The organism is Ruminococcus flavefaciens ATCC 19208, from assembly GCF_000518765.1.
Classification (GTDB): Bacteria; Bacillota; Clostridia; order Oscillospirales; family Ruminococcaceae; genus Ruminococcus; species Ruminococcus flavefaciens.
The window spans coordinates 1-25,354 of sequence record NZ_JAEF01000023.1; the positions used below are offsets into that span (position 1 = coordinate 1).

The 25,354-nt window shown below is 44.1% G+C and carries 26 protein-coding genes and 1 pseudogene; 14 read left to right on the plus strand and 13 right to left on the minus strand.

All coding sequences use genetic code 11. The annotated features are described in order from the left end of the window. The 12 genes and pseudogenes from L870_RS0105965 to L870_RS0106015 all read right to left on the minus strand — a co-directional run. Window positions 1–2,216, minus strand: a 2,216-nt coding sequence (locus L870_RS0105965; RefSeq protein WP_479725127.1) for an AMP-binding protein, incomplete at its 3' end; no start/stop codon positions are given. 22 nt (window positions 2,217–2,238) lie between these two features. Then, window positions 2,239–2,436, minus strand: a complete 198-nt coding sequence (locus tag L870_RS0105970; RefSeq protein ID WP_028517372.1) for a hypothetical protein — start codon at window positions 2,434–2,436, stop codon at window positions 2,239–2,241. A gap of 14 nt (window positions 2,437–2,450) precedes the next feature. Then, complete coding sequence (locus L870_RS0105975) at window positions 2,451–3,212, minus strand: YdcF family protein (protein ID WP_028517373.1); 762 nt, start codon at window positions 3,210–3,212, stop codon at window positions 2,451–2,453. 25 nt (window positions 3,213–3,237) lie between these two features. Next, on the minus strand, window positions 3,238–4,074 hold the full coding sequence (locus L870_RS0105980; protein ID WP_028517374.1) for a PHP domain-containing protein: 837 nt from the start codon (window positions 4,072–4,074) through the stop codon (window positions 3,238–3,240). A 210-nt stretch (window positions 4,075–4,284) separates the two neighbouring features. Further along, window positions 4,285–5,106 carry a 16S rRNA (cytidine(1402)-2'-O)-methyltransferase gene (gene rsmI, locus L870_RS0105985; RefSeq protein ID WP_028517375.1) on the minus strand — a complete coding sequence of 274 codons (822 nt, stop codon included), beginning with the start codon at window positions 5,104–5,106 and terminating at the stop codon, window positions 4,285–4,287. After that, complete coding sequence (locus tag L870_RS0105990; RefSeq protein ID WP_028517376.1) at window positions 5,103–5,825, minus strand: tRNA1(Val) (adenine(37)-N6)-methyltransferase; 723 nt, start codon at window positions 5,823–5,825, stop codon at window positions 5,103–5,105. The genes rsmI and L870_RS0105990 overlap by 4 nt, the downstream gene beginning before the upstream one ends. 11 nt (window positions 5,826–5,836) lie before the next feature. Beyond that, window positions 5,837–6,346 carry a GNAT family N-acetyltransferase gene (locus L870_RS19870; protein ID WP_341349464.1) on the minus strand — a complete coding sequence of 170 codons (510 nt, stop codon included), beginning with the start codon at window positions 6,344–6,346 and terminating at the stop codon, window positions 5,837–5,839. Further along, a pseudogene (locus L870_RS19240) lies at window positions 6,323–6,847 on the minus strand (cysteine hydrolase family protein); the annotation flags it as partial. The pseudogene L870_RS19240 and the gene L870_RS19870, both read right to left, overlap by 24 nt. Beyond that, complete coding sequence (mnmA, locus tag L870_RS0106000; RefSeq protein WP_028517377.1) at window positions 6,844–7,920, minus strand: tRNA 2-thiouridine(34) synthase MnmA; 1,077 nt, start codon at window positions 7,918–7,920, stop codon at window positions 6,844–6,846. The pseudogene L870_RS19240 and the gene mnmA, both read right to left, overlap by 4 nt. Window positions 7,921–7,964: 44 nt before the next feature. Continuing rightward, on the minus strand, window positions 7,965–8,612 hold the full coding sequence (locus L870_RS0106005) for an HAD family hydrolase (protein ID WP_028517378.1): 648 nt from the start codon (window positions 8,610–8,612) through the stop codon (window positions 7,965–7,967). A gap of 1 nt (window position 8,613) precedes the next feature. Beyond that, window positions 8,614–9,687 carry a C39 family peptidase gene (locus L870_RS18425; RefSeq protein ID WP_051411433.1) on the minus strand — a complete coding sequence of 358 codons (1,074 nt, stop codon included), beginning with the start codon at window positions 9,685–9,687 and terminating at the stop codon, window positions 8,614–8,616. Between the two features lie 5 nt (window positions 9,688–9,692). Then, the gene (locus L870_RS0106015) at window positions 9,693–10,886 is read right to left on the minus strand and encodes a nucleotidyltransferase (protein WP_028517379.1); all 1,194 of its coding nucleotides are present in this window, start codon (window positions 10,884–10,886) and stop codon (window positions 9,693–9,695) included. Between the two features lie 231 nt (window positions 10,887–11,117). On the opposite strand from L870_RS0106015, the gene L870_RS0106020 reads away from it, so the two are divergent. Next, complete coding sequence (locus L870_RS0106020; RefSeq protein ID WP_028517380.1) at window positions 11,118–12,317, plus strand: acetate/propionate family kinase; 1,200 nt, start codon at window positions 11,118–11,120, stop codon at window positions 12,315–12,317. 110 nt (window positions 12,318–12,427) lie between these two features. On the opposite strand, the gene L870_RS0106025 is transcribed toward L870_RS0106020, so the two are convergent. Continuing rightward, on the minus strand, window positions 12,428–13,273 hold the full coding sequence (locus tag L870_RS0106025; protein WP_028517381.1) for a DUF3737 family protein: 846 nt from the start codon (window positions 13,271–13,273) through the stop codon (window positions 12,428–12,430). A gap of 234 nt (window positions 13,274–13,507) precedes the next feature. Here L870_RS0106025 and L870_RS0106030 point away from each other — a divergent pair, with 234 nt between their 5' ends. The 13 genes from L870_RS0106030 to L870_RS0106090 all read left to right on the plus strand — a co-directional run bounded on the left by L870_RS0106030 (window position 13,508) and on the right by L870_RS0106090 (window position 25,339). Then, window positions 13,508–14,068 carry an RNA polymerase sigma factor gene (locus tag L870_RS0106030; RefSeq protein WP_028517382.1) on the plus strand — a complete coding sequence of 187 codons (561 nt, stop codon included), beginning with the start codon at window positions 13,508–13,510 and terminating at the stop codon, window positions 14,066–14,068. Window positions 14,069–14,081: 13 nt separating this feature from the next. Then, complete coding sequence (locus tag L870_RS0106035; protein ID WP_028517383.1) at window positions 14,082–14,942, plus strand: hypothetical protein; 861 nt, start codon at window positions 14,082–14,084, stop codon at window positions 14,940–14,942. 2 nt (window positions 14,943–14,944) lie between these two features. Beyond that, entirely contained in the window at window positions 14,945–15,742 is a 798-nt protein-coding gene (locus tag L870_RS0106040; RefSeq protein WP_037271408.1) for a hypothetical protein, read from the plus strand. A 111-nt stretch (window positions 15,743–15,853) separates the two neighbouring features. Then, complete coding sequence (locus L870_RS0106045; RefSeq protein WP_051411434.1) at window positions 15,854–16,693, plus strand: pyridoxamine kinase; 840 nt, start codon at window positions 15,854–15,856, stop codon at window positions 16,691–16,693. Window positions 16,694–16,695: 2 nt separating this feature from the next. After that, window positions 16,696–17,094: a hypothetical protein gene (locus L870_RS0106050; RefSeq protein ID WP_028517386.1), complete on the plus strand. Its 399-nt coding sequence runs from the start codon at window positions 16,696–16,698 to the stop codon at window positions 17,092–17,094. Window positions 17,095–17,200: 106 nt separating this feature from the next. Then, the gene (gene sigG / locus L870_RS0106055; RefSeq protein WP_028517387.1) at window positions 17,201–17,974 is read left to right on the plus strand and encodes an RNA polymerase sporulation sigma factor SigG; all 774 of its coding nucleotides are present in this window, start codon (window positions 17,201–17,203) and stop codon (window positions 17,972–17,974) included. Window positions 17,975–18,231: 257 nt separating this feature from the next. Continuing rightward, the gene (locus L870_RS0106060) at window positions 18,232–19,542 is read left to right on the plus strand and encodes an ABC transporter substrate-binding protein (RefSeq protein ID WP_028517388.1); all 1,311 of its coding nucleotides are present in this window, start codon (window positions 18,232–18,234) and stop codon (window positions 19,540–19,542) included. After that, on the plus strand, window positions 19,539–20,411 hold the full coding sequence (locus L870_RS0106065; RefSeq protein WP_028517389.1) for a carbohydrate ABC transporter permease: 873 nt from the start codon (window positions 19,539–19,541) through the stop codon (window positions 20,409–20,411). Before L870_RS0106060 ends, L870_RS0106065 begins: the two co-directional genes overlap by 4 nt. Before the next feature lie 2 nt (window positions 20,412–20,413). Continuing rightward, on the plus strand, window positions 20,414–21,241 hold the full coding sequence (locus L870_RS0106070) for a carbohydrate ABC transporter permease (RefSeq protein ID WP_028517390.1): 828 nt from the start codon (window positions 20,414–20,416) through the stop codon (window positions 21,239–21,241). Beyond that, window positions 21,238–22,356 carry a glycoside hydrolase family 88/105 protein gene (locus tag L870_RS0106075; protein WP_028517391.1) on the plus strand — a complete coding sequence of 373 codons (1,119 nt, stop codon included), beginning with the start codon at window positions 21,238–21,240 and terminating at the stop codon, window positions 22,354–22,356. The genes L870_RS0106070 and L870_RS0106075 overlap by 4 nt, the downstream gene beginning before the upstream one ends. A gap of 125 nt (window positions 22,357–22,481) precedes the next feature. Further along, window positions 22,482–22,919 carry an NfeD family protein gene (locus L870_RS0106080; protein WP_037271411.1) on the plus strand — a complete coding sequence of 146 codons (438 nt, stop codon included), beginning with the start codon at window positions 22,482–22,484 and terminating at the stop codon, window positions 22,917–22,919. 37 nt (window positions 22,920–22,956) lie between these two features. Continuing rightward, a complete protein-coding gene (locus L870_RS16790) occupies window positions 22,957–23,976 on the plus strand; it encodes an SPFH domain-containing protein (protein WP_051411435.1) in 1,020 nt (339 codons plus the stop codon). A 169-nt stretch (window positions 23,977–24,145) separates the two neighbouring features. Next, on the plus strand, window positions 24,146–25,339 hold the full coding sequence (locus tag L870_RS0106090; RefSeq protein ID WP_028517393.1) for a hypothetical protein: 1,194 nt from the start codon (window positions 24,146–24,148) through the stop codon (window positions 25,337–25,339). Window positions 25,340–25,354 lie beyond the last annotated feature (15 nt).

Below are 25,354 nucleotides of genomic sequence, written 5' to 3' on the forward strand. Positions count from 1 at the left end.
TCACCGCCGCGGATTATCATGTCCTTGATACGGCCTGTTATCTTGAAATATCCATCAGAAGAACGTCTTCTTGCGAGGTCGCCTGTATGCAGCCAGCCCTCTGAGTCGATGGCTGCTGCTGTAGCCTCGGGCATCTTGTAATAGCCCTTCATGATGTTGTAGCCTCTTGCCACGAACTCACCGTCTACATCATCAGGAACTTCCTGATTTGTCTCAGGATCTACGATACGGCACTCAACGCCGAAGATAGGTCCGCCGACTGTATTTACGCGCTGTTCGAGAGTATCTGTAGTTTTGCTCATGGTAGTTGCAGGAGAAGCCTCGGTCTGTCCGTAAGTGATGCATATCTCACTCATGTGCATCTTCTCGACAACTTCCTCCATTGTCTTGATAGGGCAAGGAGAACCAGCCATGATACCTGTTCTCATGTATGAGAAATCTGTCTTATCAAAGTCCTCATGTCCCAGCATAGCAATAAACATTGTAGGTACACCGTGGAAGCAGGTGATCTTCTCCTGATTTATGCAGTTAAGACCTTTTCTCGGCGAGAAACGCGTTATCGGTGACATAGTTGTACCGTGAGTCATTGAAGCTGTCATAGCAAGCACCATACCGAAACAGTGGAACATAGGCACCTGTATCATCATTCTGTCAGCTGTGGAAAGATCCATGCAGTCTCCGATGGCCTTACCGTTATTAACTACGTTATAGTGAGTGAGCATTACGCCCTTTGGGAAACCTGTTGTTCCCGAGGTGTACTGCATATTGGCTACATCGTGGATATCAATGGTCTTTCTTACGCGCTCAACCTCGCTGTACGGAACGTTCTTTGACTGTGCAACTGCTTCTTCCCATGTGAAACAGCCCTTGTTCTTTGAATCAACTGTGATAACGTTCTTGAGGTAAGGAAGTCTTGCGGAGTGAAGCTGACCGGGTTGGCAGTTATCCAGCTCGGGACAGAGCTCCTTGATGATATCAACGTAGTTTATGTTCTTGATACCGTCGATCATTACAAGAGTCATGGTATCAGACTGTCTCAGCAGATATTCAGTCTCGTGGATACGGTACTCGGTATTCATAGTGACAAGTACAGCACCTATCTTTGTAGTTGCCCAGAAGGTGATGTACCACTGCGGTACATTTGTTGCCCATATTGCAACATGATCGCCCTTCTTTACGCCCATTGCGAGAAGTGCACGTGCAAATGTATCAACATCGTCACGGAATTCGGGATATGTTCTTGTATAGTCAAGCTCAGTATAGCGGAATGCATACTGATTCGGGAACTGCTCACAGATACGGTCGAGTATATCAGGGAACGTATAGTTTATGATGCGCTCCTTCGGCCACGGATACTGTCCGTCACCTCTCATGTTGGTCTGGAGAGAGTGCTTGTGGGCTTTTTTGTAAGGAGCCATATACTCAGCAAACTGAGGTATAACGATACCTGCGTCACTAAGGTCTCTTGCCCAGCGTTTTACCCATTCAAGTGAGATATAGCCGTTGTAGTTGATAGTGTCAAGGGCTTCGATCATTGCTTTTACTGGAATATCACCTGTGCCCATGATGCGGTACTCAACTGTACCGTCCTCACGCATGACACTGTCCTTTACCTGTATATACTTTATGTACTCACCGAGATTCGCAACTGTAGTCTCGGGAGCTTCATTGTGATAGCGATATGGGTGGTGCATATCCCAGAGTGCAGCTACCTTGCGGCTCTTTACTCTGTCAAGTACAGCTGCAAGACGGGCTGTATCCGAATATACGCCGTTTGTTTCAACGAGGAGAGTAACATTGTACTCCTCTGCGATAGGTACAAGTTTCTGAAGAGCTTCCACGATATAATCATCGTCTATTTCATCAACAGGAGCGGGATCAAGATCCGCAAGTATTCTGATATAAGATGCATTGAGCTTCTGAGCAAGCTGCGCATATGCCTTGATCTCGTCCTCTGCTGCCTGATACTTATCCTTGAATTTAAGGCAGGCGCCTGATGAAAGGCAGGGGATCTCAAGACCTAATGATTTTAGTTTAGAAATGGTATTAGGCAGCTGTGCTTCAGTGAAAGGCTGAGCTTTTACAGAAAAGATCTCGTTGCCGAGTCCTCTGATCTCAATTCCGTCAAATCTGAAATCCTTTGCCATTGAATAAATGTCTGTCCATGACCATTCCGGACAAGCCAGGGTTGAAAATCCGATTTTCAAAATAACCATTCCTTTACATTATAAAATCGCTTTATGTCTTATGTGACTCAGTTCTGGCTGTTTCTAAAACTTCGGCTCTGAACTTCTTTTTATCGAAGCCCGAAGAGACCATATACGCTTCTGCAAGCTTCCGCGTTGTGAAACGTCGGGCAAACTCTGCATGATATACGAAAAAACGCGGAGATACTGCGTACATTCCGTCAGTAATATGCTTTATTACCCATTTCACAGCGTTACTGTCTCCTATCCGAATATTTTATAATAAACAACACCAAACCACTCTCTTACCCAGTAAGTGGGAACGAGATACCATGATGTCGAACCAGAGATGTTATACGCCTTGATGTCCTGCTTTTCAGCTATCATTTCAGCCCGAAGCTGATGATAAACGTCAGTTATAAGTGTTATCTTCTCAGGAAGTCCGTTTGCTGTTATTATCTCCTTGGAAAAACGAAGATTTTCCTCAGTGTTCACAGATCTGTCCTCCGCATATATTCTTTCGGGAGCTATGCCCTTATCAACGAGCCACTCCTTCATGCACTGCGCTTCGCTTATAGTCTCGTCATCGCCTTTGCCGCCCGAAACTATTGCATATACACTTTCGTGCTGTGAAAGATATTCATATGCTGCATCAAGCCTGCGTCTGAGCATACGGCTCGGTACGCCGTCCTTGACCTTGCAGCCGAGAACTACTACTGTGGTGTTCTCGTCCTTAGGCGGATCATCGGAAGCTTTTACCATAAATACGCTTATGGCAACAGCAAGGATGATACTGAACGCCGTGACAGCTCCCAGCAGAGAGAGGATAACTTTTCCCAGAGGCTTTTCCCAGCACTTTCCAATGAAAGAACTGAATCTGCCCCAGAATATGAATATCAGCAGCATTGCACCGCTGATGCCCATGCCTGCGCAGTTTCCGAGATTTATAATACCTATGCTCAATGGCATGGCGAATATCATAAAAACTCCCAGACACAGAAGTGCAGGAATAACTTTGATCTCCATTGCTTTACCTCCTGCAGGCTGCCGCTTATTTCATGCTTGCAGCGAGCTTGAGGATCCTATCAAGGTTTTCCTTTGTTGTAGTTTCACTACCAAGATGTGTCGGTACTTTATTGTACAATCCGTGGAAATCAGAGCCGCCTGTTTCGATAAGATCGTACTTTTTAGCAATCGCAGAAAGCTGCTTGCGTGTCTTCTTGTCGGCTGAGAAATGTCCTACCTCTACGCCGTCTATCTTACCCTTCTTGGCAAGCTCTTCAAGAAGCTCGATATTATTGTACTGAGCAGGGTGAGCCATTACGGCAACGCCCTTTGCAGTATGTATAAGGTCTATTACAAAATTAACGTCGGGGTACTCACGCTCAACATAGCAGGTTCCGACCTCGGGATTGAACAACTCTCTGTCAAGATCCCCGTAAAATTCCAGTGCATAGCCATAGTCGATCAGAGCACGCATTATATGCTGTTTGAATATGCTCTTTGAAGCTGTGGTACGCTTTAATATGCTTTCCTGTGTTATAGGGAATTTCTCCATGACCTTTTCGATCATTTCCCTTGAGCATTCCTTTCTTATCTCACAGGACTTCATGCAAAGCCCTTCAAGTCTGTTGGGCTTTGATGGGGCATAGCACAATATATGTACCTTGCTGTTTCTTTCCTTATCCCATGCCGATAGCTCGACGCCGTGGAGTATTTTTATCCCCGCACGCTCGCCCAATACATCTGCTCTTGAAAAAGAAGCCATTGTATCATGATCGGTTATCGAAAGCCATTCGATATTCATGCGTTTCGCCTGTGCAATTACATCTTCAATGCCAAGCGAACCGTCGGAAAGGGTGGTGTGACAGTGCAGATCGCAAATCATACATAACCTTCTTTCGCCGTATTTCTGCGGCAGAATATTTTTTTATTTTTGTATTGATAAGGCGCTTATTTTTATAACATGGTTACAAAAAATTCTAACAGTAATAATAACGCTAATAATTATATCACAATACTATGCAAATTTCAAGTATTTTAGTCTAATTTTCACATTCTTATCACTTTTCTGCACTATCGCAATAAAGTATTCTAACTAAAGCAATGCGTAAAGCTCGCTCTTTCGGAAGCCTGTTTCCTTTGCTACTGCCTTGCAGGCATCAGTGGGTTTTTCGCCCATATCTATGAGCTTTTTCACCTGTTCCACAGCTTCTTCTATGGTAAGCTCTCCGCCGCTGTTCTCCTTTGCCCCTTCAAGCACAAGTACATACTCTCCACGCGGCTCGTTCACATTATAATAGGATACAGCCTCGGAAAGTGTAAGCCTCAGGACTTCTTCGTGTATCTTTGTAAGCTCCCTGCACAGCGATATCCTGCGTTCACCGCCAAAGAACTCCGCAAGGTCGGAAAGTGTTGTTTTTAATTTGTGAGGAGCTTCGTAAAATACCATGACAGCTGTCTCGCCGCGAAGCTTTTCAAGCCGCTCGGCTCTCTCCTTTTTCGGAACGGGAAGGAATCCCTCAAAAGTAAATCTTCTTGTGCTCAGCCCTGAAACAGCTACTGCGGATACTACCGCACTAGGTCCGGGAACTACCTTTATATCTATGCCGCTCTCGGCGCACATCTTCACAAGTACCTCACCGGGATCGGAGATACAGGGCATTCCTGCGTCTGTGACTATGCCGCAGCTCTCCCCAGCAAGCAGGCGGTCGATAATATGCTGTGCATCGGCTTTTGAGCTGTGCTCGTGGAAGCTCACAAGGGGCTTCTTTATCTCATAACGGTTAAGAAGCTTTAGTGTGACTCTTGTATCCTCTGCACACAAAAAATCCACCTTTGCAAGTGTATCCAGCTGCCTGAGAGTAATGTCCTCAAGATTGCCTATAGGTGTGCCTATTACGTAAAATGTTCCGCTCATGCCTGCTCCTTTCCTGTGTCATATATTTTCTGAAGCTCTTCCGTGAAGCCGTTTTCGCTTCGTATATAGAGCTGAGGCTCGACTTTCATAAACGGCTTCGAGCCTTTTTTACCTTCTATAAGAAAGAGCCACGGTGCTTCCTCTGCATTTTTCGACACAAAACGCAGTCTTTTGGGTTCTATGTCACGGCACTTCATGGCATATATAACATCGCTCAGACGTTCGGGGCGGTTGCAGACGCAGAGCCTGCCGCCGAATTTCAGCAGCTTCTGAGCTGCCGCACACACATCGTCTATAGTGCACAGTATCTCATGTCTTGCTATTTTCTGGGCAGTTATAACGCTCTGAAAGCCTGCGTTATTCACCTTATACGGCGGATTGCAGGTAACAAGATCAAGCTGCCCGAGAGGTGCGCCCTCCCATAGCTCTTTCAGATCAGCACATATTGGTACTATCCCATTAGTTTCGCTTTTTTCAAGTCCGAGACGGAGCTGCTCTATTGCGCCCTCCTGTATGTCAACTGCATATGTCACCTGAGGCGGCAGCTTTTTCTGCATAATCAGCGGTATAATTCCGCAGCCTGTTCCCAGATCGCAGGCTTTGTCCTTTGCACGGTACTGTGAGAAGTCCGCCAGCAGAAAGGCGTCAGTGCCGAAGCGGTGGTCGCTGCTGGCACAGACATATATTTTATCAGTTAGCTTTTCGTATTTGTATTCCATATTTTTCCTTTTTATCTTTTCATCATCACAATATATTCTGTTGTTCCATTTTCCAACTTCCTTGTGTCTGTAAGATGAAAACCATGTGATTCATAGAAGCGTACAGCATCAATGTTCTTTTCTATTGTCCATAGATATTTGACTGAATAGTTTCCTTTGGCATATTCGATCAATTCCGAACCGATTCCCTGACCTTGAAAGAAATGATCAACATATAATTCAATGATCTCTTCTTTCTCTATGCGGATAAGCCCTTTTACGATCCCGTCATCATACAGGAACATATTGTCAAGAAAGCCGTTTTCAATGTACTTTTTGGCAACAGGAATCACCTGTAATTCTCCAAATGAATATGCGTCGTCATTAAATATCGGGCGATACTTCATTCGTTTTGCAAACACAAGGATCTCCGCGATTCTCGAAACGTCTTCTTCTGTAGCCCTTCTGATATGTGCCTCATTCCCATTGCTGAATTTATGCATATCATTGTTATCATGTATCATATCAAGTGCTTCCGCCATTTTTACGCATTTTGCGTACCTGTTCTTCCACATGAACTCATTATAGTAACGGTATGCCTGCGCCCCTGTCATAAACTCATTATCAAAGGTTGAATTGCAGTACTCGGGAACTATCATTTCAAAGCCGTGCTCAAAGCCGCACTTCACTGTGGCATCTATGCAGTAATCCGTCTGCAAACCCGTTACTATGAGCCTTTTCATGCCTTTTTTCTGCAAATATTCAAGGAGACCGCTGTCACGGAAAGGACTGTTTACGGTCTTATCGAATATCTTCTCGCCTGCTTTCGGTGCAAATTCGCGGGCTACATCAAAGCCGTCTGTTCCCTTTGAAAGCGGCTTGCCTGCTCCGTCATCGTGGCGGACATATATGACTTCGACATTGTTTTTCCTTGACTCGGATATGAGTTTTTTAAGGCTGTCTCTGAAAACTGTGAAGTTATACAGCGTTTTAACTGTTATGAGTTCCTGTACATCAACAACAAGAAGTGCAGTGTCGCTCATTTTATGGTACCTCCGCCTACAACTATATCTCCGTCATACAGTACCACAGCCTGACCGCTCGTTACGGCTCTTTGCGGCTCATCGAACTCCACCATGTACTCGCCGTTTCCGAGGTAAGACACTACCGCAGGCTGCTCCTTCTGACTGTAGCGGGTCTTTGCAGTCACACGCATGGGAGCATCAAGCTTTTCTACGGAAATAAGGTTGAAATCGTCAGCTACAAGGCTCTTTGTGTATAGATCGCTTTCAAGTCCGATCGTTACTGTGTTTGCGTCCATATCCTTTCGGACTACATATGCAGGGTGTCCGAGGGCTATGCCAAGTCCCTTGCGCTGTCCGATAGTGTAATTTATAATACCCTTGTGCTCACCGAGAACCTTGCCGTCTGTGTCTATAAAGCTGCCGCATGGCGTATCACAGCCCGTAAAACGCTTTATAAATGAGGCGTAGTCACCGTCTGGAACAAAACATATATCCTGACTGTCAGGCTTGTTGGAGTTTACAAGCCCTGCGGACTCAGCAAGCTCCCTGACCTGAGTCTTTTCAAGCTCTCCCAGCGGAAAAAGTGTATGTGAGAGCTGCTCCTGAGTAAGTGCATAAAGTACATAGGTCTGATCCTTACTGCGGTCTTTAGGGCGTTTCAGCAGCCAGCGTCCGCGGCTCTCGTCGTATTCATTTACCGCATAATGTCCTGTGGCTATGTAGTCATAATCAAGCTCCAATGCTCTGCGGAGCATCTTGTCGAATTTAACATGGCGGTTGCACTCTATACATGGATTTGGTGTTCGTCCGCTGAGGTAGCTGTCAGCGAACTGCTGCATAACATGCTCACGGAAATTATCCTTGAAATTGAATACGAGATGCTCAAAGCCAAGTCTTCTTGCTACGCTTCTTGCATCCTCCACATCAGAGAGCGCACAGCAGGTCTTTCCCTCTTTCTTAGCCTCGGAGATATCCTCGTCCGAAAAGAGCTTGAGGGTGACTCCCATGACTTCATAGCCTTTATCTCTGAGCAGCATTGCGGCTACGGAGCTGTCAACTCCTCCGCTCATGCCAACCATTACTTTCTTCATCTGTATGCTCCTTTTAAAACAGCATGGGCGAACCAAGTCCGCCCCTAAATTATATTTATTATCTCATCAAGCGATCTTACATAGTGATCGGAGATCTTCTTTATATCATCACCGTCAGCTTCGGAAACAGGATCGTACACTCCCACTGTTAAAAAGCCTGCGCCTTTGGCAGTCTCTATACAGTGAAGAGAATCCTCCACAACAAGTACATCACGGGGCTGTGCGTTCAGAAGCTTTGCAGCTCCGAGAAATATATCAGGGTAATTCTTGCCCTGAGGATATTCCCTGTCCGTAAGCAGAAAACCTATCCTGTCATATACTCCGCAGCGTCTGAGTGCAGCTTCGGCAAGCCCTTTATAAGTAGCTGTTGCTACGCCGTAGGGAATACTGCGGCTGTCAAGGAAATCCATTACCTCAGCCGCATGAGGTTTCAGCGGTATCTTGTTTTCGTACCTGTCCCGCACCATTTCCTCAATGCGGTGTATGACATATTCCTTTGTACAGCTCAGTCCAAAGCGGTCTATAAAATACTGCGACGATGTGTCAACAGTCATCTTCTTGACAATATCGGATATATCAGACGGAATGTCTTTCACGCCGTTCTCTTCAAGAAATTCCCTGTCGATACTGCTCCATACAGTCATGGAATCCAGCAGTGTTCCGTCAAGGTCAAATATTACGCCTTTTATCAAATTACTCCTGTTCCTCCTCGGCAGGTATTTCTTCTTCATCAGGCTGTGGAGACTGTTCAGCTTCTTCGGGAACCTGTTCATCGGGCGCAGGCTCGGCCACAGACTCTGCCTCGGCAATACGCTTGGCTTCTTCCTCTGCCTTGCGTCGTGCTTCCTCTTCTGCCATTCTCCTTGCTGCCTCTTCCTCATCCGCTTTTCGCTGAGCTGCATTACGGCTGAGTATCGGTGACTTTTCTCTTTCACGCACAACGAATTTGCCCTTTGTTTCGGAATTTCCGCATATAAGTACAGCCTGATTTCCCATAAGCTGATATACTTCGTTAAACTTTTCCATTTCGTATTTCACGTTTCCTGCAAGAGGATCGGCTACTGAAAGCGTTCTTTCGTCAAGATCGTATCCGTAAATAACCATACAGTGCTGCAAGCCATTGAACCACATTTCCTCGCCGTCAATTGTGTCCCAGTAATACTCCGTCGGCATTACCATAAGGTCAATAGTGCTCCACACTATAACGGGTCTGCCCTGCGCCACCTGATAAAGCAGCTCCTTTAAGGAGCGCCCTGTCATATTCACCGCATAGCAGGGAGAAAGTATAGACTCAAAATAATCATCTGCCGTCTGTACTATTACAGGTGCAGAACAGCCGAAGCCCTCTTCCGATTTCGGATCACCTATATATGCGTGCATCATGGTAGATACACCGACATTGTCCATTGGCATGAATTCATCGGCAAGTGTTTCCTTGTCTATGTCAAAGCCAAGATAATTCAGCAGACTGCACAGTGAAGTCACTTCACAGCCCGTAGGAAGCTCAGGATTCTGCATGAGCGCTTTATAGCCGGGATTCTCATATTTGTTCGGGAAAGCTTCGCCTTCCTTTATGCTTATATCAAGGCTGAAAACCTGATCGTTCTGGTATCTGACAATTTTCTCCCTGTCATTTGTCCTGTCCTCGGCTTTTTTTGAAAATTCCAGAGAATTATCATGTGCAAGTTGTGTCATCTGTCCGCATGATGCAAGTGTAAGAGAAACAGCTGCCAGAACAGCAGCAACAGCAGAAAAGCCAACTTTCATTTTTCTTACTCCATATCTATCATAATTTTCGCCCTGTAATCCTTCTGCGCAGAGGTCACAGTCTCAAGAGCAAGGCCGTATATATCCGATGCCCTGATCTCAAGCTCCGCAAATCTCTCGGCAGTTTCCCCAAGCTGTGATAACTTTGCTATGGACGAGGCAAAGGGGATCCTTGTAGCGCCCTTTGCACGGGCAAGTATTTCCCTGCCGCGCTCGTTGAAAGCAAGTATCCTGCCGTATGGCGGAAGCTTTCTCATATCCTCTTTTGTTATCCCTATCAGTAATGCAAGGATTATTCGTCTTATCCTTGCCATTGTGTACCTTTTTGTCTTGACAGTAAACAGCAGCTCATCAAGCGAGCCTGCCATTCTTGCGCCGTAGATGCGGTGTTCGAGCCCCTGTCCCACATCGGGTATACGCGCAATCTCATCGGGGGTACAGCTTCGCAGCTTATAGAGTATCACTCTTTCAAGCCTGCTCATTGATGCGGTCTCTCCCTTGGACATTGCCGAGGATATGGCAGATGCCCACTCGGAAGTAGTATATTCCGATATATTTGCTCTCTTCTGTATCCTTTCACGCAGATAAGATGCACTTGCAAAGCCGTTCTCAGTCTCCATACCGTCATGGACGGAATTTTTGCGCTTTACTGTAAAAGGCGTTATGCCGCTTTCAAGTTTTTTCAGTGCCCTGAGATACTCGATGGCAAGGAGATTGTTCGGCTCGGAAATTATGGAAGCCGCTTCACTGTCAATACCGTTGACCACTGAACTGAGTGCCCGAGGGTAAGTATAGCCCTTTTCCATTATTCCCCTTATCTCATCGGAATGTGACACCGCTATGGTATTAACGGTCTCCATAGCTTTCAGGAGCTTGTCCGTATCACCGCATTCACTTCCGAAGGATATCTCGTCAACTGCTCCGAGTGCATCAAGGAGATATACAGCTCCCATTGCAAACGCTTCAGCAGACGCTATACTGTACTGCACAGGCAGCTCGATAACAAGATCAGCTCCCGAACGCACAGCAAGCCGCGCTCTTTCGAGCTTGTCTATGACAGCAGCATCTCCGCGCTGTACAAAGTTTCCGCTCATTACCGCCACGATATGTGTAGCTCCGTTTTCGCGTGTCTTTTTTATGTGGTAAAGATGTCCGTTATGGAAAGGATTATACTCACATATTATACCGCTGACTTTCATTTTACTACCTCTTTTCATAAATTTCAATGTTTTTCATCAATTTTCAATCAACTTTACAGAATATTTATTCAATGTTGTGGGGTTTTTCGGCATTTTGCAGTACCAAATAATGCGCTTTTGCAAGCAATTCGTCCTTTTTACAACGTTAAATTTGAAAAAAGGACTTGCAATTTTCAGAAAATAGTATATAATAATATATGCAAAATATATTTTGAAAGGAATTTACATAATATGATCATCTTAGTTGTTAATGCAGGAAGCTCTTCCCTGAAGTATCAGCTCATCGACATGAGCGATGAGAGCGTTATCGCAAAGGGTAACTGCGACCGTATCGGAATTGACGGACATATCAATCACAAGACTGCTGACGGCAGAGTTCTCGATGAGGACTGTGCATTCCCTACACATACAGAGGCTTTCATGAAGCTTGTTGACTGTCTCACAAAGGGCGATGCAAAGGTTATCGACAGCATGGACGCTATCTCTGCTGTTGGTCACAGAATAGTACAGGGTGCTGACGTTTTTGACAAGTCTGTTCTCGTTACAGACGAAGTTATCGACAAGATCGACGAGCTCCGCGAGCTTGCTCCTGTTCATAACCACGCACACGCTCTCGCTCTCAGAGCCTGCAAGAGCGTTATCCCTGCAAATGTTCCTCAGGTCGTTGTATTCGATACAGCATTCCACCAGACAATGCCTCCAAAGGCTTATATGTTCGGTCTCCCCTATGATGATTATGAAAAGCTCCACGTAAGAAAGTACGGCTTCCACGGCACATCACACCGTTTCGTATCAAAGGCTCTTGCTGATGCTATGGGCAAGGACGTTAAGGATCTCAAGATCGTTTCATGCCACCTCGGCAACGGTTCTTCCATTACTGCTGTAAATGCAGGCAAGTCTGTTGATACTTCCATGGGATTCACTCCTCTTGACGGTGTTGTTATGGGTACAAGAACAGGTTCTGTTGACCCGTCTGCTGTAACATTCGTTGCTGACAAGCACGGCTTTACTCCTTCACAGATGAGCGAATATATGAACAAGAAGTCAGGCTTCCTCGGCGTTTCAGGCGTTGGCTCTGATAACCGTGATATTCAGGAAGCTGCTAACAACGGCAACCAGAAGGCTCAGCTCGTTTCCGATATGCTCACATACGAGATCCAGAAGTACATCGGCGCTTACGCTGCTGCTATGAACGGCGTTGACGCTATCCTCTTCACAGGCGGTATCGGTGAGAACTCATGGGAAGTAAGAGAAGCTGTATGCCAGAACATGGACTACTTCGGAATCAAGATCGACGAAGCTCTCAACCGCACTATCCGCGGCAAGCTCACAAAGATCTCAACACCTGATTCAAAGATCGAGGTATGGATCGTTCCTACAAACGAAGAGCTCCTTATCGCAAGAGATACACTTGCTCTTATCTCTAAGTAATTCTATCATATAATTAAGAATAAATCAATGTATAACAGAGCCTCGGCACAATAAATGTACCGAGGCTTTTTACGTTAAACATGAATTATTGAAAAACAACCATGTATTGTTCAGTTCTTTTCGGCGCAGATTATCTTCGTTCTTGTGACATCTACCTTATCCTTTTCCAGTATCATCTCGCCTATGGAAGATGCCTGGATTATACCGCAGGTAGGATTTTTGATACTTTCAATATGTCCTCTGATATCTGCATTTACTGTTGAATACTCAAAGGCAAGATCAGTATTCGGCAGCTTGCAGTTCCTCATGCTCAGATTTTCAACATAGCACATTCCCTGATGGCTCTCGACGATACAGTTTACAAGAACGATATTCCTCGAATTCCAGCCGAAATAATCTCCTTTTATAGTGGAATCGTAAATTATAACGTTCTCGGTGTTCCAGAATGCGTCCATTGAGTTAAGTACGGAATTGCGGACAGTTATGTTCCTTGCTCCGTCAAAACAGTGATCGCCCTCAAGCTCAAGTCCCGATACCTCCATGCCGTCACAGTCCATACCGAAATAATCGCCTTTCAGCTTGACATTGTACAAACGGATATTATTGCATTTCCATAATGTCTCGTTGCTGTTGGTAAACTGGACATTGCGCAGACTTATACCCTTTGAACGGCGGAAAGTCTTATGAGCGTCTATCACTGTATCTGAAATGTTCACATCGGAGGTATACCACATTCCGTCACAGCCGCTTTCGTCTATCCTGCAATCCTTCAGCTTTATGAAGTTACTGTACCAGAGAAAATATTTTGACTTAAAGGTACAGTCAGAAAGCTCAATATATCTGGTGTGTTTGAGCGGGGCTTCGCCGTCATCAAAGACAGTTCCGCCTATTCTGAGTTCATTGTCCTGAAAGAGAGCCCTTTCCCCCGTCAGAGTCTCGTTGAGTATTTCTTTCATAATCTCACTCCTTATTGAGTTTTTCTACAATTATAACACAAATTTATTAATAAAGCAACATTAAAAGTAAATTTTTACCAAAATATCAATACAGTTTTTAGGGCACTGTATTCTGCTTATCAACATTTTTATAAAAAATCTTTTTCAGTGCACCACTTTACATTCATCTTCCGTATGTGTATAATGAAAGCAAACGTATACGGCAAAATGCTTTCACGCAAGGAGGTGGGATATATGAACGATAACGAGATAAAGGCGAGGCTGAAAAGCTCTGCCGAGGAAGGCTTCAAGGCTCTGTTTGATGAATACTGGAGCTACTGCTACACCATTGTTTTCAGTGTTCTGCGGGGATTTGGTTCTCAGAGCGATATAGAGGACTGTACTTCCGATGTTCTCAGTGATGTGGCTATGAATTACAACTCTATGCACGAAGGCTCACTGAAGGCTTACATCGGGACTTCCGCAAAAAGACGGGCTATCGACGTTAAACGTTCACTCAGTTCACATACTTCAAAAAATATCCCACTGGAAGATGATATAAGTTCATTGCTCCCCTCCGCTGACAATGTAGAAGCTCAAACTGAAAATGCAGAGCTGTCGGAGATACTCCTCAGCAGGATAAGCTCCCTCGGCGAGCCTGATGCTTCTATTATAATACACAAGTTTTTCTATGAACATAATTCCTCCGAGACCGCAAAAATTCTCGGAATGAATCCCATAACCGTGAGAAGCAGACTGCGACGAGCTTTAAAAAAGCTGAAAGTTCTTCTTGCGGACTTTGATATAACTTTGTAAAGGAGGTAAACCTATGAAAAAGAATCTCTCCGATATCCTGCACAGTGCAGGAGACAAAACTATCGAAAACATAGCCGATAACTATACGGCGGCTGATAAGAAAACTGCAAATCGCATTTATGCGAAAAGTCTTGAGAAAATGAATATTTCCAACGATGAAAGCGAAACTTTCATTGCCGAGCAGGTCAGCCGATCTCCCGTACTTCATCCTGTCCTTATAGTTGCAGCCTGTATGTTCGTGGTAGGCGGTGCAGTATTCGGACTCCTAAAAATGAAAGCGCCTTTGCCTAAACCAAACGTGGAAGAGCCTGTTGTGATTGCTACGGCTACTACGGTGACAGGTACCGAGACCGTAACTGCTGATGATGCAGATACGACCGAAACTACGGCGGTAAATGAGAAAAAATCAGAGAATACGGGCACCAAAAAGGTGCAGACAACAAGCACAAAGGCTGATATTACCGTAAAGCTGGCAGAAAACATAAAAATTACAGCCGCAACAAAGACCAATACCACAAAGGCAAATGCTTCAACAAAACGCACGACCAAAACTACCGCCAAAACCACAACTGCTGCGAAAACAAGCGGTACTACGGCCGGTAAAACTAAAACCATGACTCTTGCAGAGATAGAGGAATGGGAGGACAAGCACTTTGCTTGTTTAATGGTACGTGAAAGAGCTATACTCGGCGGCGAGATAAGCGCAGATTCGCCGCGTGTCACACTTGCGCAGGTAAAACAATTCATTGCTGAAAGCTCCAACTTCGATGAGATATACAAAAAATCAGAAATGTTCAGCCATATTACGATATCAATGGCGGAAGCGGAGTCAACCTTATTGAATACTGGGTTGGCGGAAGCAGAAATGACATAGTTATGGTTTGTCCCGAGAACATGAGCATTACCCACATCACCTGTACCGACGGCGATATCTATGGAAATACCGCAAAACATGAAGAACTGTACTCCGAACAGACTGCAACTAAGCAGCCAACTGTAGAAAAGCCCGAATATGCAGGTGTTATTACCATTGAAGAGGTATTGAATATAGCGAAAAACAGTAATTATCTGAAAATGGAGGATTTCCGCAAATACTGCTCTTATTCAAGTTACTATGACAACTCGCATATGAAATTCAATATTTCCGACCGTGACGACTGGTATCTGAATATATCTGCCAACTATGACGGCAGTATAGCTGTATGCAGCATTGTGGACAACGTTGGTCACAACAGCGTTGATATCCGCGTAACACAGTATCAGCAAGTGCTCGATTCAATTAATGAATGGTCGCTCACTGAGGGAATTATGGCTGCTCATACGGCAGGCACCATAACCCTTGATGATGTTGTACGTCTGCATAATGAAAAGGGAGAGTATCTTGACCTTGAGGATTTCAGTCCGTATCTCAACAGGACATTTATCTCAGATAACAGCGATATTATGAAATTCAGAGTCATAAACGGTGATAACTACAAGGTATCAAAAGAAAATGTCGTATATCTGACTCTGATACCGGGCTACGGCAGACCGCTTATAACCGCTATCCTGCATAATGCCAATATGTCTCTTACTACGGATATACTTAATACTATAGATCCAAACGGCGATTATAAGACCGAATTTGACCTTGTAATGGCTCTCGACTGTGAAAAGCCGTGGTTCTTAGAGTAAAACATGAAAAAGCTGTGAAAACGGCAGCTTTTTCTTTTCCACATATTGACAAAGGCATTTATTTGGGGTATAATCAAAAATTGATGAATACATACTGAAAGAATGATGAACATGAAAAAGATCGTTTCTATACAGGACATTTCCTGCTTCGGAAAATGCTCCCTAACAGTGGCTCTGCCCATAATTTCTGCTATGGGTATAGAGACTGCCGTTATACCTACGGCTGTGCTGTCCACTCATACGGGCGAGGGGTTCAAGAACTATACTTTCCGCGACCTTACAAGCGATATCCCTGCTATAGCTGCTCACTGGAAAAGCATGGACTTAAAGTTTGATGCAGTGTACACAGGCTATCTCGGCTCGCAGGAACAGGTGCAGATAGTATCGGACTTCTTTGACGACTTCGGCACTGACAGCAACTATATCATCGTTGACCCCGTTCTCGGTGACGCAGGTAAGCTGTATGCAGGCTTTACGCCCTCTTTCGTTGCGGAAATGCGCAGGCTCTGCTCAAAGGCTGATTTTATTCTCCCTAACATGACAGAGGTGTCTTTTCTCCTTGATATTCCTTATACTGAGGATTACGACGAGGACTATATAAAAGATGTTCTCGTAAAGCTTTCCCAGCTTGGCTGCAAAACTCCTATCATTACGGGAGTACACTTCGATGACAAACTTCAGGGAGCAGCTGCCTACGACTCCGAAAACGACAAATTCTATTTCTCATTCGGCAAGAATATAAACTCGCGCTTCCACGGTACAGGTGATATCTTTTCAAGCGTTTTCTCAGGTGCCTGCGCCCTCGGCAAAAATATCCAGCAATGCCTTGATATCGCTGTAAAGTTCACTCTCGACTGCATAGAAGCTACTATCCCTCATATGGAGAAAACATGGTACGGAAGCTGCTTTGAGCTCTGCCTCGGCAAGCTTATCGACTATGTCAAGGAGTAATTATGATCGACGTGATTAAAAAAACCGCAGGATTTATAAAGGAACATCCCAAATCGCCGAACAGTCTTTGCTGCGCAGAGGCTCTTTACGGTATAATAAACGGAAGTATGACCTCTAAATCCGCCATTACAGCCATATCCTCGATACTCGGATACAGTATCAATATAAATGATGATGTCCCCAATGTTGCTACAGCTTTTGTGGTAACATCAATAAAGGTGCTGAGAGATATCCTCGTTGCACAGCACTACTGGATCGCTAAGGATATTGCCGAGCTCCTGCTGGATATGCCCAGCAAGGATAAACTGAATGACAGGAATGTAGTTTTTGATTTCAACGCGGTGCGCATACGCTCGTTTAATCAGAAATACCCGTTCCGCATACCAGATATAGTTATTTGAAGGAGCAGCATAGCTGCTCCTTTTTCATACCATTTTTTACCTGTGATTACAATAAACCAATAAGGCAATAATATCCTCGTAACCTGTTTTACGGAGGATATTTTCAATGGCATACAATAAAGTCGTTATCGCGGGGATAAATACTTCGGAGCTTACCGTCCTGAAGGAAGATGAAAAGATCGCTCTGCTGAAAGAAATACGCGCCACAGGCAGCAAGGCTGCAAAGGATAAGCTCATAAAAGGAAATCTGCGCCTTGTTCTCAGTGTTATACAACACTTTACGGGACGGGGCGAAGACATCGACGACTTGTTCCAGATAGGTGTTATCGGACTTATTAAGGCTATCAATAACTTTGACCTCACAAAGGAAGTTCGCTTCTCTACCTACTGCGTACCAATGATAAGCGGTGAGCTGCGGCGTTACCTGAGAGACAGCAGCCACGTTAAGGTGAGCCGTTCACTGCGGGATCTGGCTTATAAGGCTATACAAGCCAAGGAAAAGCTTACATTCTCCCTCCAGCGCGAACCGACTGCAGAGGAAATAGCCAATGAAGTCGGAGTCAAACGTTCAGAAGTTGTCATCGCACTTGAAAGCATAAGCGACCCTGTATCGCTGTATGAGCCTGTTTACTCGGACTCAGAGGATAATCTTTATATCATGGATCAGATAAGCGACCTCAATGACGTTGAGAGCTGCATGGACGAACTTACTATCCGCGATGCCATAAAAGAACTTGGAGAACGTGAGAAGAACATACTGTATCTCAGGTTCTTTCGCGGAAAAACTCAGGTAGAAGTGGCAAGCGAGATCGGTATTTCTCAGGCTCAGGTCTCACGCCTTGAAAAAAGTGCAATCAAAAGAATAAAAAGCAGCATATAATAATGGAACTCAGCCTTTAGGCGTTAGCTATTAGTCAATGTGTCGCCTTCGGCGAATAATTCAAATAATGTGTGCGTATGCGAACACTTTCGGCTAACGGCTGTATTATAATATTTACAGTAATTTGAATAGTTTATTTACATGGGCGGATAATACTCCGCCCTTTTTATTTTGTCTGAATTTACTACTTTTCTATTGATTTTTCGCCGTAAATGATGTATAATTACTGTAATATCATTTATCCGGGATCTGAGAGTATGAAAAAAACATTTTTAAAAATCGCAGCTGCCTGCTGCATCATATCACTCTCTGCCTGCTCAGTAAAAAAGAACGACTCAGTCACCAAGCCCGATGGGAAACTTGATAAGTGCAGTCTGCGCTTTTCATGGTGGGGCGGTGACGACAGACACGAAGCTACTCTTAAAGCCATTGACCTGTGGAACAAAAAATATCCCGATATCACCATAACTCCCGAGTACGGAGGCTGGGACGGCTGGTCGGAAAAAGTCACTTCACAGGTCAGCAGCAGTACCGAACCAGATATCATGCAGATAAACTATGACTGGCTCATAGCCTTGTCACCTGACGGAAACGGTTTCTATGACCTCGGTGAGCTGAGTTCACAGCTCGACCTTTCTCAGTTTGATGATGAGGTACTTTCTTTCGGAAAAGTCGGCGAAAAGCTCAATGCTGTCACGGTATCGGTAAGCGGAAGGAGTCTTTTCTATAATTCTCAGGTTTTCAGCAGAATGGGGGCTGATTACCCTGAAACGTGGAACGACCTTATCGCTCTCGGGAACAGATTCAGTGAAGACGGGCTTTACCCTCTTGATCTGGATATACAGTCGGGAGGTACTGCATGGTATCTGGCAGTAGTATACGTTCAGCAGCAGACAGGCAGACAGTTCATTACCCTTGACGGCAGACTTGGTTTTACCGTGGAGGATATAAAAAACGCACTCAGCTTTTATAAGCAGCTGGAGGAAAGTCATGTTATACGTACTGTTAGGACAAGAACAGATGAGGACGGAAATGCGGCTCTGTACCAATCCCCCGAATTCATCGGCGGAAGAGTTGCAGGTGTTCTCGAATGGGGCAGTGCTGTCGGAAAATATGAGTCGGTACTGCCTGAGGGAGTTCTTGAGGCAGGTCCTCTGCTGACTGACGAAAAAGGCTGCTCTGACGGCTGGATGATAAAGCCGTCACTGCTATACGCTATCTCAAAGAATACAAAGCACCCTGACGAAGCGGCGGCTTTTATCAATTTCTTGCTGAATGATGAGGAATGTGCAGAAATACTCGGTACTACGCGAGGCATACCTGCATCACACAAGGCAGAAGCTGTTCTGCAAAAAAGCGGTGCTCTGAACGGTCTAACAAAGGAAAGCGAAAGTATCCTCAGCAACGCCCATACTGTTACTATAAGTCCTTATATGGAGCTTTCACGTATGAAGGAATTCTACAATACTGCCATAGAAGCCGTATCCTACGGAACTTCCGATGTTGACAGCGCAGCACAGCAGATGTTCGACTCAGTTAATAATTATCTGGAGAAGATAAGAAAATGAAATCCCGAATTTACCGTAATCCTGTGGGCGTAAGCAGATTCACAGGACTTTTACTGATACTGCCGTTTATTATCGGTGCAATATTATTTATAATTTATCCTTTTGTCTGCTCTTTTATAGTCGGACTGAAAGACGGCAGCGGCGATCTTGGCTTTGATAACTACAAAAATATTATGTCTGACAGCAATTACCGTCAGACAGCTGCGGTCACTTTTAAATACACTGCTTTCCTTGTACCGCTGAAGCTTGCGGTATCACTCCTTGTGGCACTGCTGCTCAACTGTGAGCTGAAAGGCATAGGTATATTCCGTACAGCTTTTTACATACCTTCTATATTAGGCTCTAATCTGGCAGTTATAATAATGTGGCAGTATCTGTTCACATCGAACGGCCTTGTAAATCAGCTTCTTGGCGTCATAGGCATTGCGCCCGTCGGCTGGTACGGAGATCCTGATAAAGCAATTTTTATAATCGTTCTGCTGAGATTATGGGAATTCGGTTCAACTATGGTCATATTTCTTGCCGCTCTCCGTGATATTCCAAATGAACTGTACTATGCCGCAAAAGTTGACGGCTGCGGCAGCATAAAAGCTTTTTTCCACATAACTCTCCCACAGCTCAAAAACATCATCTTCATAAATCTTGTACTGCAAACTATTGCAGCCATGCAGGAATTCAACGCTCCATACATGATAACAGGGGGCGGTCCGCTGGGAAGTACACGCACTATCGGTATGTACATATACGATGAGATGTTCAGATACGGCGACGAAGGTACTGCAAATGCCGTTTCATGGCTTCTCTTCACGCTTATAGGCGCTGTTGTGATACTGCTGTACAGGTTCACTGAAAAGCTGAGGAGGGACTGAATATGAGAAAGCTCCTTCTTTATTTCACGCTTGCAGTCATCGGTATAATAATGCTTTATCCTCTTCTATGGCTGTTCGGTGCATCATTCAAATCAAACGACGAAATATTCACTACTATATGGTTTATGCCGAAAAGCATTGACACCGATGTGTACAAAAATGCGTGGGAAACAGTTACTCCCTACACTATGGGACATTACTTTATCAATACCTTTATGATAATAATCCCCAAAACCGTTTTTGCCGTACTTTCCTCAGTACTTGTAGCTTACGGCTTTGCACGATTTGATTTTCCTCTGAAAAAATTCTTCTTCGCATTGCTTATGTGCGGTATGCTCATGCCCTCTATAGTTACCGTAATGCCAATGTATCGTATGTGGAGCAGTCTCGGTCTCCTTGATACATATATACCGCTGACTCTCCCCTCTCTCTTTGCCTGTGAAGGAATGTTTGTGTTCATTCTTATACAGTTTCTGAAAAAAGTGCCGAGAGAGTTTGATGAAGCTGCCCGTATAGACGGCTGCGGCACTTTAAAAACCTTGTTCTTAGTGCTTATGCCATGTATAAGACCTGCTGTTATTTCCATAGCGGTCTTTACATTCCTGTGGACAATGAACGATTTCCTCTCACCTCTCATAATGATACAATCTGTGGAAAAGTACCCTCTTTCACTTGCTCTCAGGCTCTCTGTTGACAGTACGGGACAGGGGTATGAACAGAGAAAAATAATCGCTATGGCAGTGATAGGTCTTATTCCTTCTGTTGCAGTTTTTGCTCTTGCGCAGAAAAAATTTATAAGCGGTATCACCGCAGGAGGACTCTCAGGATGACAAGATCCGAATTGATTGTAAATAATTATATTGAAAAAATGATACTGCCCTCTGATCCACTTGCACCTCAATGGAATGTCGAGAACTCAGTATGCGAAAAATTGCCCAAATGGAACTACATTGACAACTGCATGATAGCTGCAATCCTCATGCTTTATGATGTCAGCGAAGATGAACGTCTTCTTGATTACTCAGTAAAATTCACGGATACATATGTGGGCGAGGACGGAAGTATCCCTACAATGAACTATGCAGATTATAACCTTGATAATCTTAACGGCGGCAAAAATCTCATAAGACTGTGGAAGCTTACAGGCTCTGAACATTACCGCCTCGCTTTTGAAAAGCTATGGAACGAACAGGTGCTCCGTCAACCGAGACTAAGCTGCGGCAGCTTTTGGCATAAGGCAATATATCCCGATCAGATCTGGCTGGACGGCACTTATATGTCTCTGCCGTTCATGGCTGAATACGGTAAGCTCCATGATCTCCGCGGAGTTACAGATGATGTTGAAAGGCAGTTTTACGATATCAGGAAAATAACCCGCGACCCACAGACAGGGCTGTATTTTCACGGCTATGACGATACAAAAACTATGATATGGGCTGACAGCATAACAGGTCTTTCACCTGAATTCTGGCTGCGTTCAAACGGCTGGCTCTGCGCTGCACTTGCAGATGTATATGAGATACTTGAGGATATGACAACAGGCAGAATTCTTTCCGAGATGCTTGGCGATATGGTGAAATACTGCCGCGATGACGGTATGCTTTATCAGCTCCCGTTAAAACCGGAGCTTGAGTGGAATTATCCCGAAACAAGCGGTACTCTCCTTGTGGCTTATGCAGCTTTGAAGGCTGCAAGGCTCGGTGTATGCGGTGATGATATCCGTCAGATCGGACTGAAAGCATTCAATACCGTAACCGAAAAATTCATAAATACGGATCAGGACATTCCCGTCCTCGGAAATATTTGTCTTGTAGGTGGTCTCGGCGGTGAAAATGAACGTGACGGTTCTGCGGAATACTACCTCAGTGAAAAAATAACTCAAAATGATGCAAAGGGTATAGCTCCCTATATCATGGCTTTTACAGAAATTAAAAAAATGCAATAAATATACTCTCCGAACAAAAATATTTGTTCAGTTCTCATTGCTTATACTTGAAAAGTTCACACTTTCGTGATATAATATTTCCTGTAGGGATTACTACAAATATTTTTGTGAAAGGGGGTCTCGTTATGGGTGTTCTGTTTTGGGCTTGTGCTGTTGTAGCTTTCGTTATTGCTGAAGTTGTCACAGTCCAGCTCGTTTCGATCTGGTTCGCCGCAGGTTCTCTGGTCACGCTCCTGTTCAGCTATTTCTATAAACTGACTGCTGTAGAACAGCTCGGAATATTTATAATTTCATCTTCAATATTCCTGCTGCTGAGTATGCCGTTTATCAGAAACCGCAGAAGGAAAGAAGACTTTATCGCTACCAATTCCGAACTTGACATAGGCAGGCACGCAACCGTTATCGAAACGATCAACAACGATAAAGGAACAGGACGAGTCACTTTAAATGGGGTAAACTGGAGTGCCGTTCCTGAAGACGAGAACGAGATAATACCTGAGGGTACGATCGTTATCGTAAAAAAAGTAATGGGCGCAAAATTACTCGTCGCACCTGAAAAGTAAAAATCAATCACACCATTTATTTTGGAGGTATTTAAAAATGGATCCATTCAAGATTATTGTTTTGTTAGTTATTGTATTCCTGTTATTCGTTATCGTAAGATCATTCAGGATCGTACCGCAGGCTCACGTATTCGTTATCGAGCGTCTCGGTTCATTCCATGCTGAATGGGATACAGGTCTTCACATTCTCGTTCCTTTCATCGACAGGATCGCAGGCAAGGTCTCACTCAAGGAAAAAGTCGTTGACTTCAAGCCTCAGCCTGTTATCACAAAAGATAACGTTACCATGCAGATAGATACCGTCGTGTTCTATCAGGTAACTGATGCTAAGCAGTATATCTACGGTGTTGAAAGACCTCTCGCAGCTATCGAGAACCTTTCGGCTACAACTCTCCGTAACATCATCGGTGAAATGGAACTCGATGCTACTCTTACTTCAAGAGATGTCATCAACTCAAAGATCACTGCTATACTCGATATGGCTACTGACCGCTGGGGTATCAAGGTAAACCGTGTTGAGCTCAAGAATATCCTTCCTCCTCGTGAGATTCAGGACGCTATGGAAAAGCAGATGAAGGCTGAGCGTGAGCGTCGTGAAAAGATCCTTCAGGCTGAAGGTGATAAGAAGTCTCAGATCCTTGTTGCAGAAGGTGAAAAGGAATCTCAGATCCTCCGCGCACAGGCTAAGAAAGAATCTCAGATCCTCGAAGCAGAAGCTCAGAAGCAGGCTATGATCCTCAAGGCTGACGCTGTAAGAGAGCAGAAGATACTTGAAGCTACCGGTGAATCAAAGGCTATCGAAATGGTTCAGCAGGCTCTTGCTGAGAGTATCGTAAAGCTCAATCAGGCTAATCCTAACGAGAGAGTTATCCAGCTCAAGTCTCTTGAATCCTTCGCAAAGGCTGCTGACGGCAAGGCTACAAAGATCATTATCCCAAGTGAGATACAGGGGCTTGCAGGTCTTGCTATGGGACTCAAGTCTATTGTTGAAAAGGATACTGTTCCTGCAAAAGGCAGCAGCAGTGAAACAAATTTCCATGATTATCAGGCAAACTGAACTTAAACTTTCAAAATGCTTCCCTTTTCGGGAAGCATTTTTTATTGCTTAATTAAAGAAAGTTTCATTGTATGTCAATATGATCGCATAGATTTCACCCGGTAAATGCTGATATAATGGTATAAGGAGTAATATTCACATCTTCCTGTTCTAAAAGGAGGTATCGCATATGAAAAAATTCATTTCTATTATCACCTCAGTACTGACAGCTTTTTCTGCATCTTCCTTAACTGCTTTTGCCGACGGTTCCCCTGATTTTTCAGATGATTCTGTTACCCACAAAACACATACGCGAATAGTTGGCGACCTTAATGAAGATGGTGAAATAAGCGTAGGCGATCTTGTTATCATGACTCATATTATGCACGGAAACAAATCTGACGATTATAGAAGGTATTATTACGATGAGCTTGGATATTCCGATCTGAATTTTGACCTTTCAACCGATATATTTGACCTTATCGAACTCAGAAAGCTTTTAATATCCCCCGAAAAAGCCTTTAAAATTGTCAGTGATGTCGATATTTTATCTTCCACTGACAAAGCAACCGATGTTGCAGCTTTCATACGTTCGCCTGAGGATATAACTTCTTATCTTTCCGGCATAGGGACAAGTGAGGAAGAAATACAGCAATATCTTGATATCTACGATGACGATTTCTTTAAGGACAGTGATGTTGTCTTTGGCACACTTGTTCAGGAATACGGCAATGGCATACATTTCAGATACCCTGAAGCATCTTTTATGTTTGGAAAATTTGCAGAGATTTTTGAAGTTACCGAAGAATCAAAATATGAACAAGCAGCCGAATTATTAAATGTTGATATTGAAACCCTGAAAAGCTCAAATATTTACACGCTCATAACATATCAGGAGTATAATACACACCCTATGCTTTATCCAAAAACCGATAAGATAATTCTTTTCAGGACAACCGTTCCGAAAAGTATATATGACCAGTCAAACGGTATAGGTCTTGTATGGGATTTTGAATTATTCGTTCCTGAGTACCGTGCACACACATTTGATTCTCCTGACGGTAAGCATCATATATATATCACCGTAGAAGAAGATGATTTTATGGACGACGACTGCAAATATATGTTTTACATCATAGATAACAATGGATCATACATTTATGGCGGCGAATTTTATGACTATGGCTACGGCGATAAATTCAACTGCGACTATATACCAACAACTGATAACGATAATAATCCTGTTTATAAATTCGGCGACAATGCCAAGATCACATGGTATTACGGCGTAGCAGAAATAAGTTTTAAGACTTATGAATGGGATGAGGATTACACACAACTGTCAGAAATATGGCAAACAATAAATTTAGCTTTCTATGTTTGACTTATCATCATGGCT

What these genes read in the sequence shown, in the direction of transcription:
- L870_RS0105975 (WP_028517373.1), bottom strand. Translation starts at nt 3,212, where the DNA reads ATGGAGATCAAAGTTATTCCTGCACTTCTGTGTCTGGGAGTTTTTATG.
- L870_RS0105980 (WP_028517374.1), bottom strand. Translation starts at nt 4,074, where the DNA reads ATGATTTGCGATCTGCACTGTCACACCACCCTTTCCGACGGTTCGCTT.
- rsmI (WP_028517375.1), bottom strand. Translation starts at nt 5,106, where the DNA reads ATGAGCGGAACATTTTACGTAATAGGCACACCTATAGGCAATCTTGAG.
- L870_RS0105990 (WP_028517376.1), bottom strand. Translation starts at nt 5,825, where the DNA reads ATGGAATACAAATACGAAAAGCTAACTGATAAAATATATGTCTGTGCC.
- L870_RS19870 (WP_341349464.1), bottom strand. Translation starts at nt 6,346, where the DNA reads ATGGCGGAAGCACTTGATATGATACATGATAACAATGATATGCATAAA.
- mnmA (WP_028517377.1), bottom strand. Translation starts at nt 7,920, where the DNA reads ATGAAGAAAGTAATGGTTGGCATGAGCGGAGGAGTTGACAGCTCCGTA.
- L870_RS18425 (WP_051411433.1), bottom strand. Translation starts at nt 9,687, where the DNA reads ATGAAAGTTGGCTTTTCTGCTGTTGCTGCTGTTCTGGCAGCTGTTTCT.
- L870_RS0106015 (WP_028517379.1), bottom strand. Translation starts at nt 10,886, where the DNA reads ATGAAAGTCAGCGGTATAATATGTGAGTATAATCCTTTCCATAACGGA.
- L870_RS0106020 (WP_028517380.1), top strand. Translation starts at nt 11,118, where the DNA reads ATGATCATCTTAGTTGTTAATGCAGGAAGCTCTTCCCTGAAGTATCAG.
- L870_RS0106025 (WP_028517381.1), bottom strand. Translation starts at nt 13,273, where the DNA reads ATGAAAGAAATACTCAACGAGACTCTGACGGGGGAAAGGGCTCTCTTT.
- L870_RS0106030 (WP_028517382.1), top strand. Translation starts at nt 13,508, where the DNA reads ATGAACGATAACGAGATAAAGGCGAGGCTGAAAAGCTCTGCCGAGGAA.
- L870_RS0106035 (WP_028517383.1), top strand. Translation starts at nt 14,082, where the DNA reads ATGAAAAAGAATCTCTCCGATATCCTGCACAGTGCAGGAGACAAAACT.
- L870_RS0106040 (WP_037271408.1), top strand. Translation starts at nt 14,945, where the DNA reads ATGGTTTGTCCCGAGAACATGAGCATTACCCACATCACCTGTACCGAC.
- L870_RS0106045 (WP_051411434.1), top strand. Translation starts at nt 15,854, where the DNA reads ATGAAAAAGATCGTTTCTATACAGGACATTTCCTGCTTCGGAAAATGC.
- L870_RS0106050 (WP_028517386.1), top strand. Translation starts at nt 16,696, where the DNA reads ATGATCGACGTGATTAAAAAAACCGCAGGATTTATAAAGGAACATCCC.
- sigG (WP_028517387.1), top strand. Translation starts at nt 17,201, where the DNA reads ATGGCATACAATAAAGTCGTTATCGCGGGGATAAATACTTCGGAGCTT.
- L870_RS0106060 (WP_028517388.1), top strand. Translation starts at nt 18,232, where the DNA reads ATGAAAAAAACATTTTTAAAAATCGCAGCTGCCTGCTGCATCATATCA.
- L870_RS0106065 (WP_028517389.1), top strand. Translation starts at nt 19,539, where the DNA reads ATGAAATCCCGAATTTACCGTAATCCTGTGGGCGTAAGCAGATTCACA.
- L870_RS0106070 (WP_028517390.1), top strand. Translation starts at nt 20,414, where the DNA reads ATGAGAAAGCTCCTTCTTTATTTCACGCTTGCAGTCATCGGTATAATA.
- L870_RS0106075 (WP_028517391.1), top strand. Translation starts at nt 21,238, where the DNA reads ATGACAAGATCCGAATTGATTGTAAATAATTATATTGAAAAAATGATA.
- L870_RS0106080 (WP_037271411.1), top strand. Translation starts at nt 22,482, where the DNA reads ATGGGTGTTCTGTTTTGGGCTTGTGCTGTTGTAGCTTTCGTTATTGCT.
- L870_RS16790 (WP_051411435.1), top strand. Translation starts at nt 22,957, where the DNA reads ATGGATCCATTCAAGATTATTGTTTTGTTAGTTATTGTATTCCTGTTA.
- L870_RS0106090 (WP_028517393.1), top strand. Translation starts at nt 24,146, where the DNA reads ATGAAAAAATTCATTTCTATTATCACCTCAGTACTGACAGCTTTTTCT.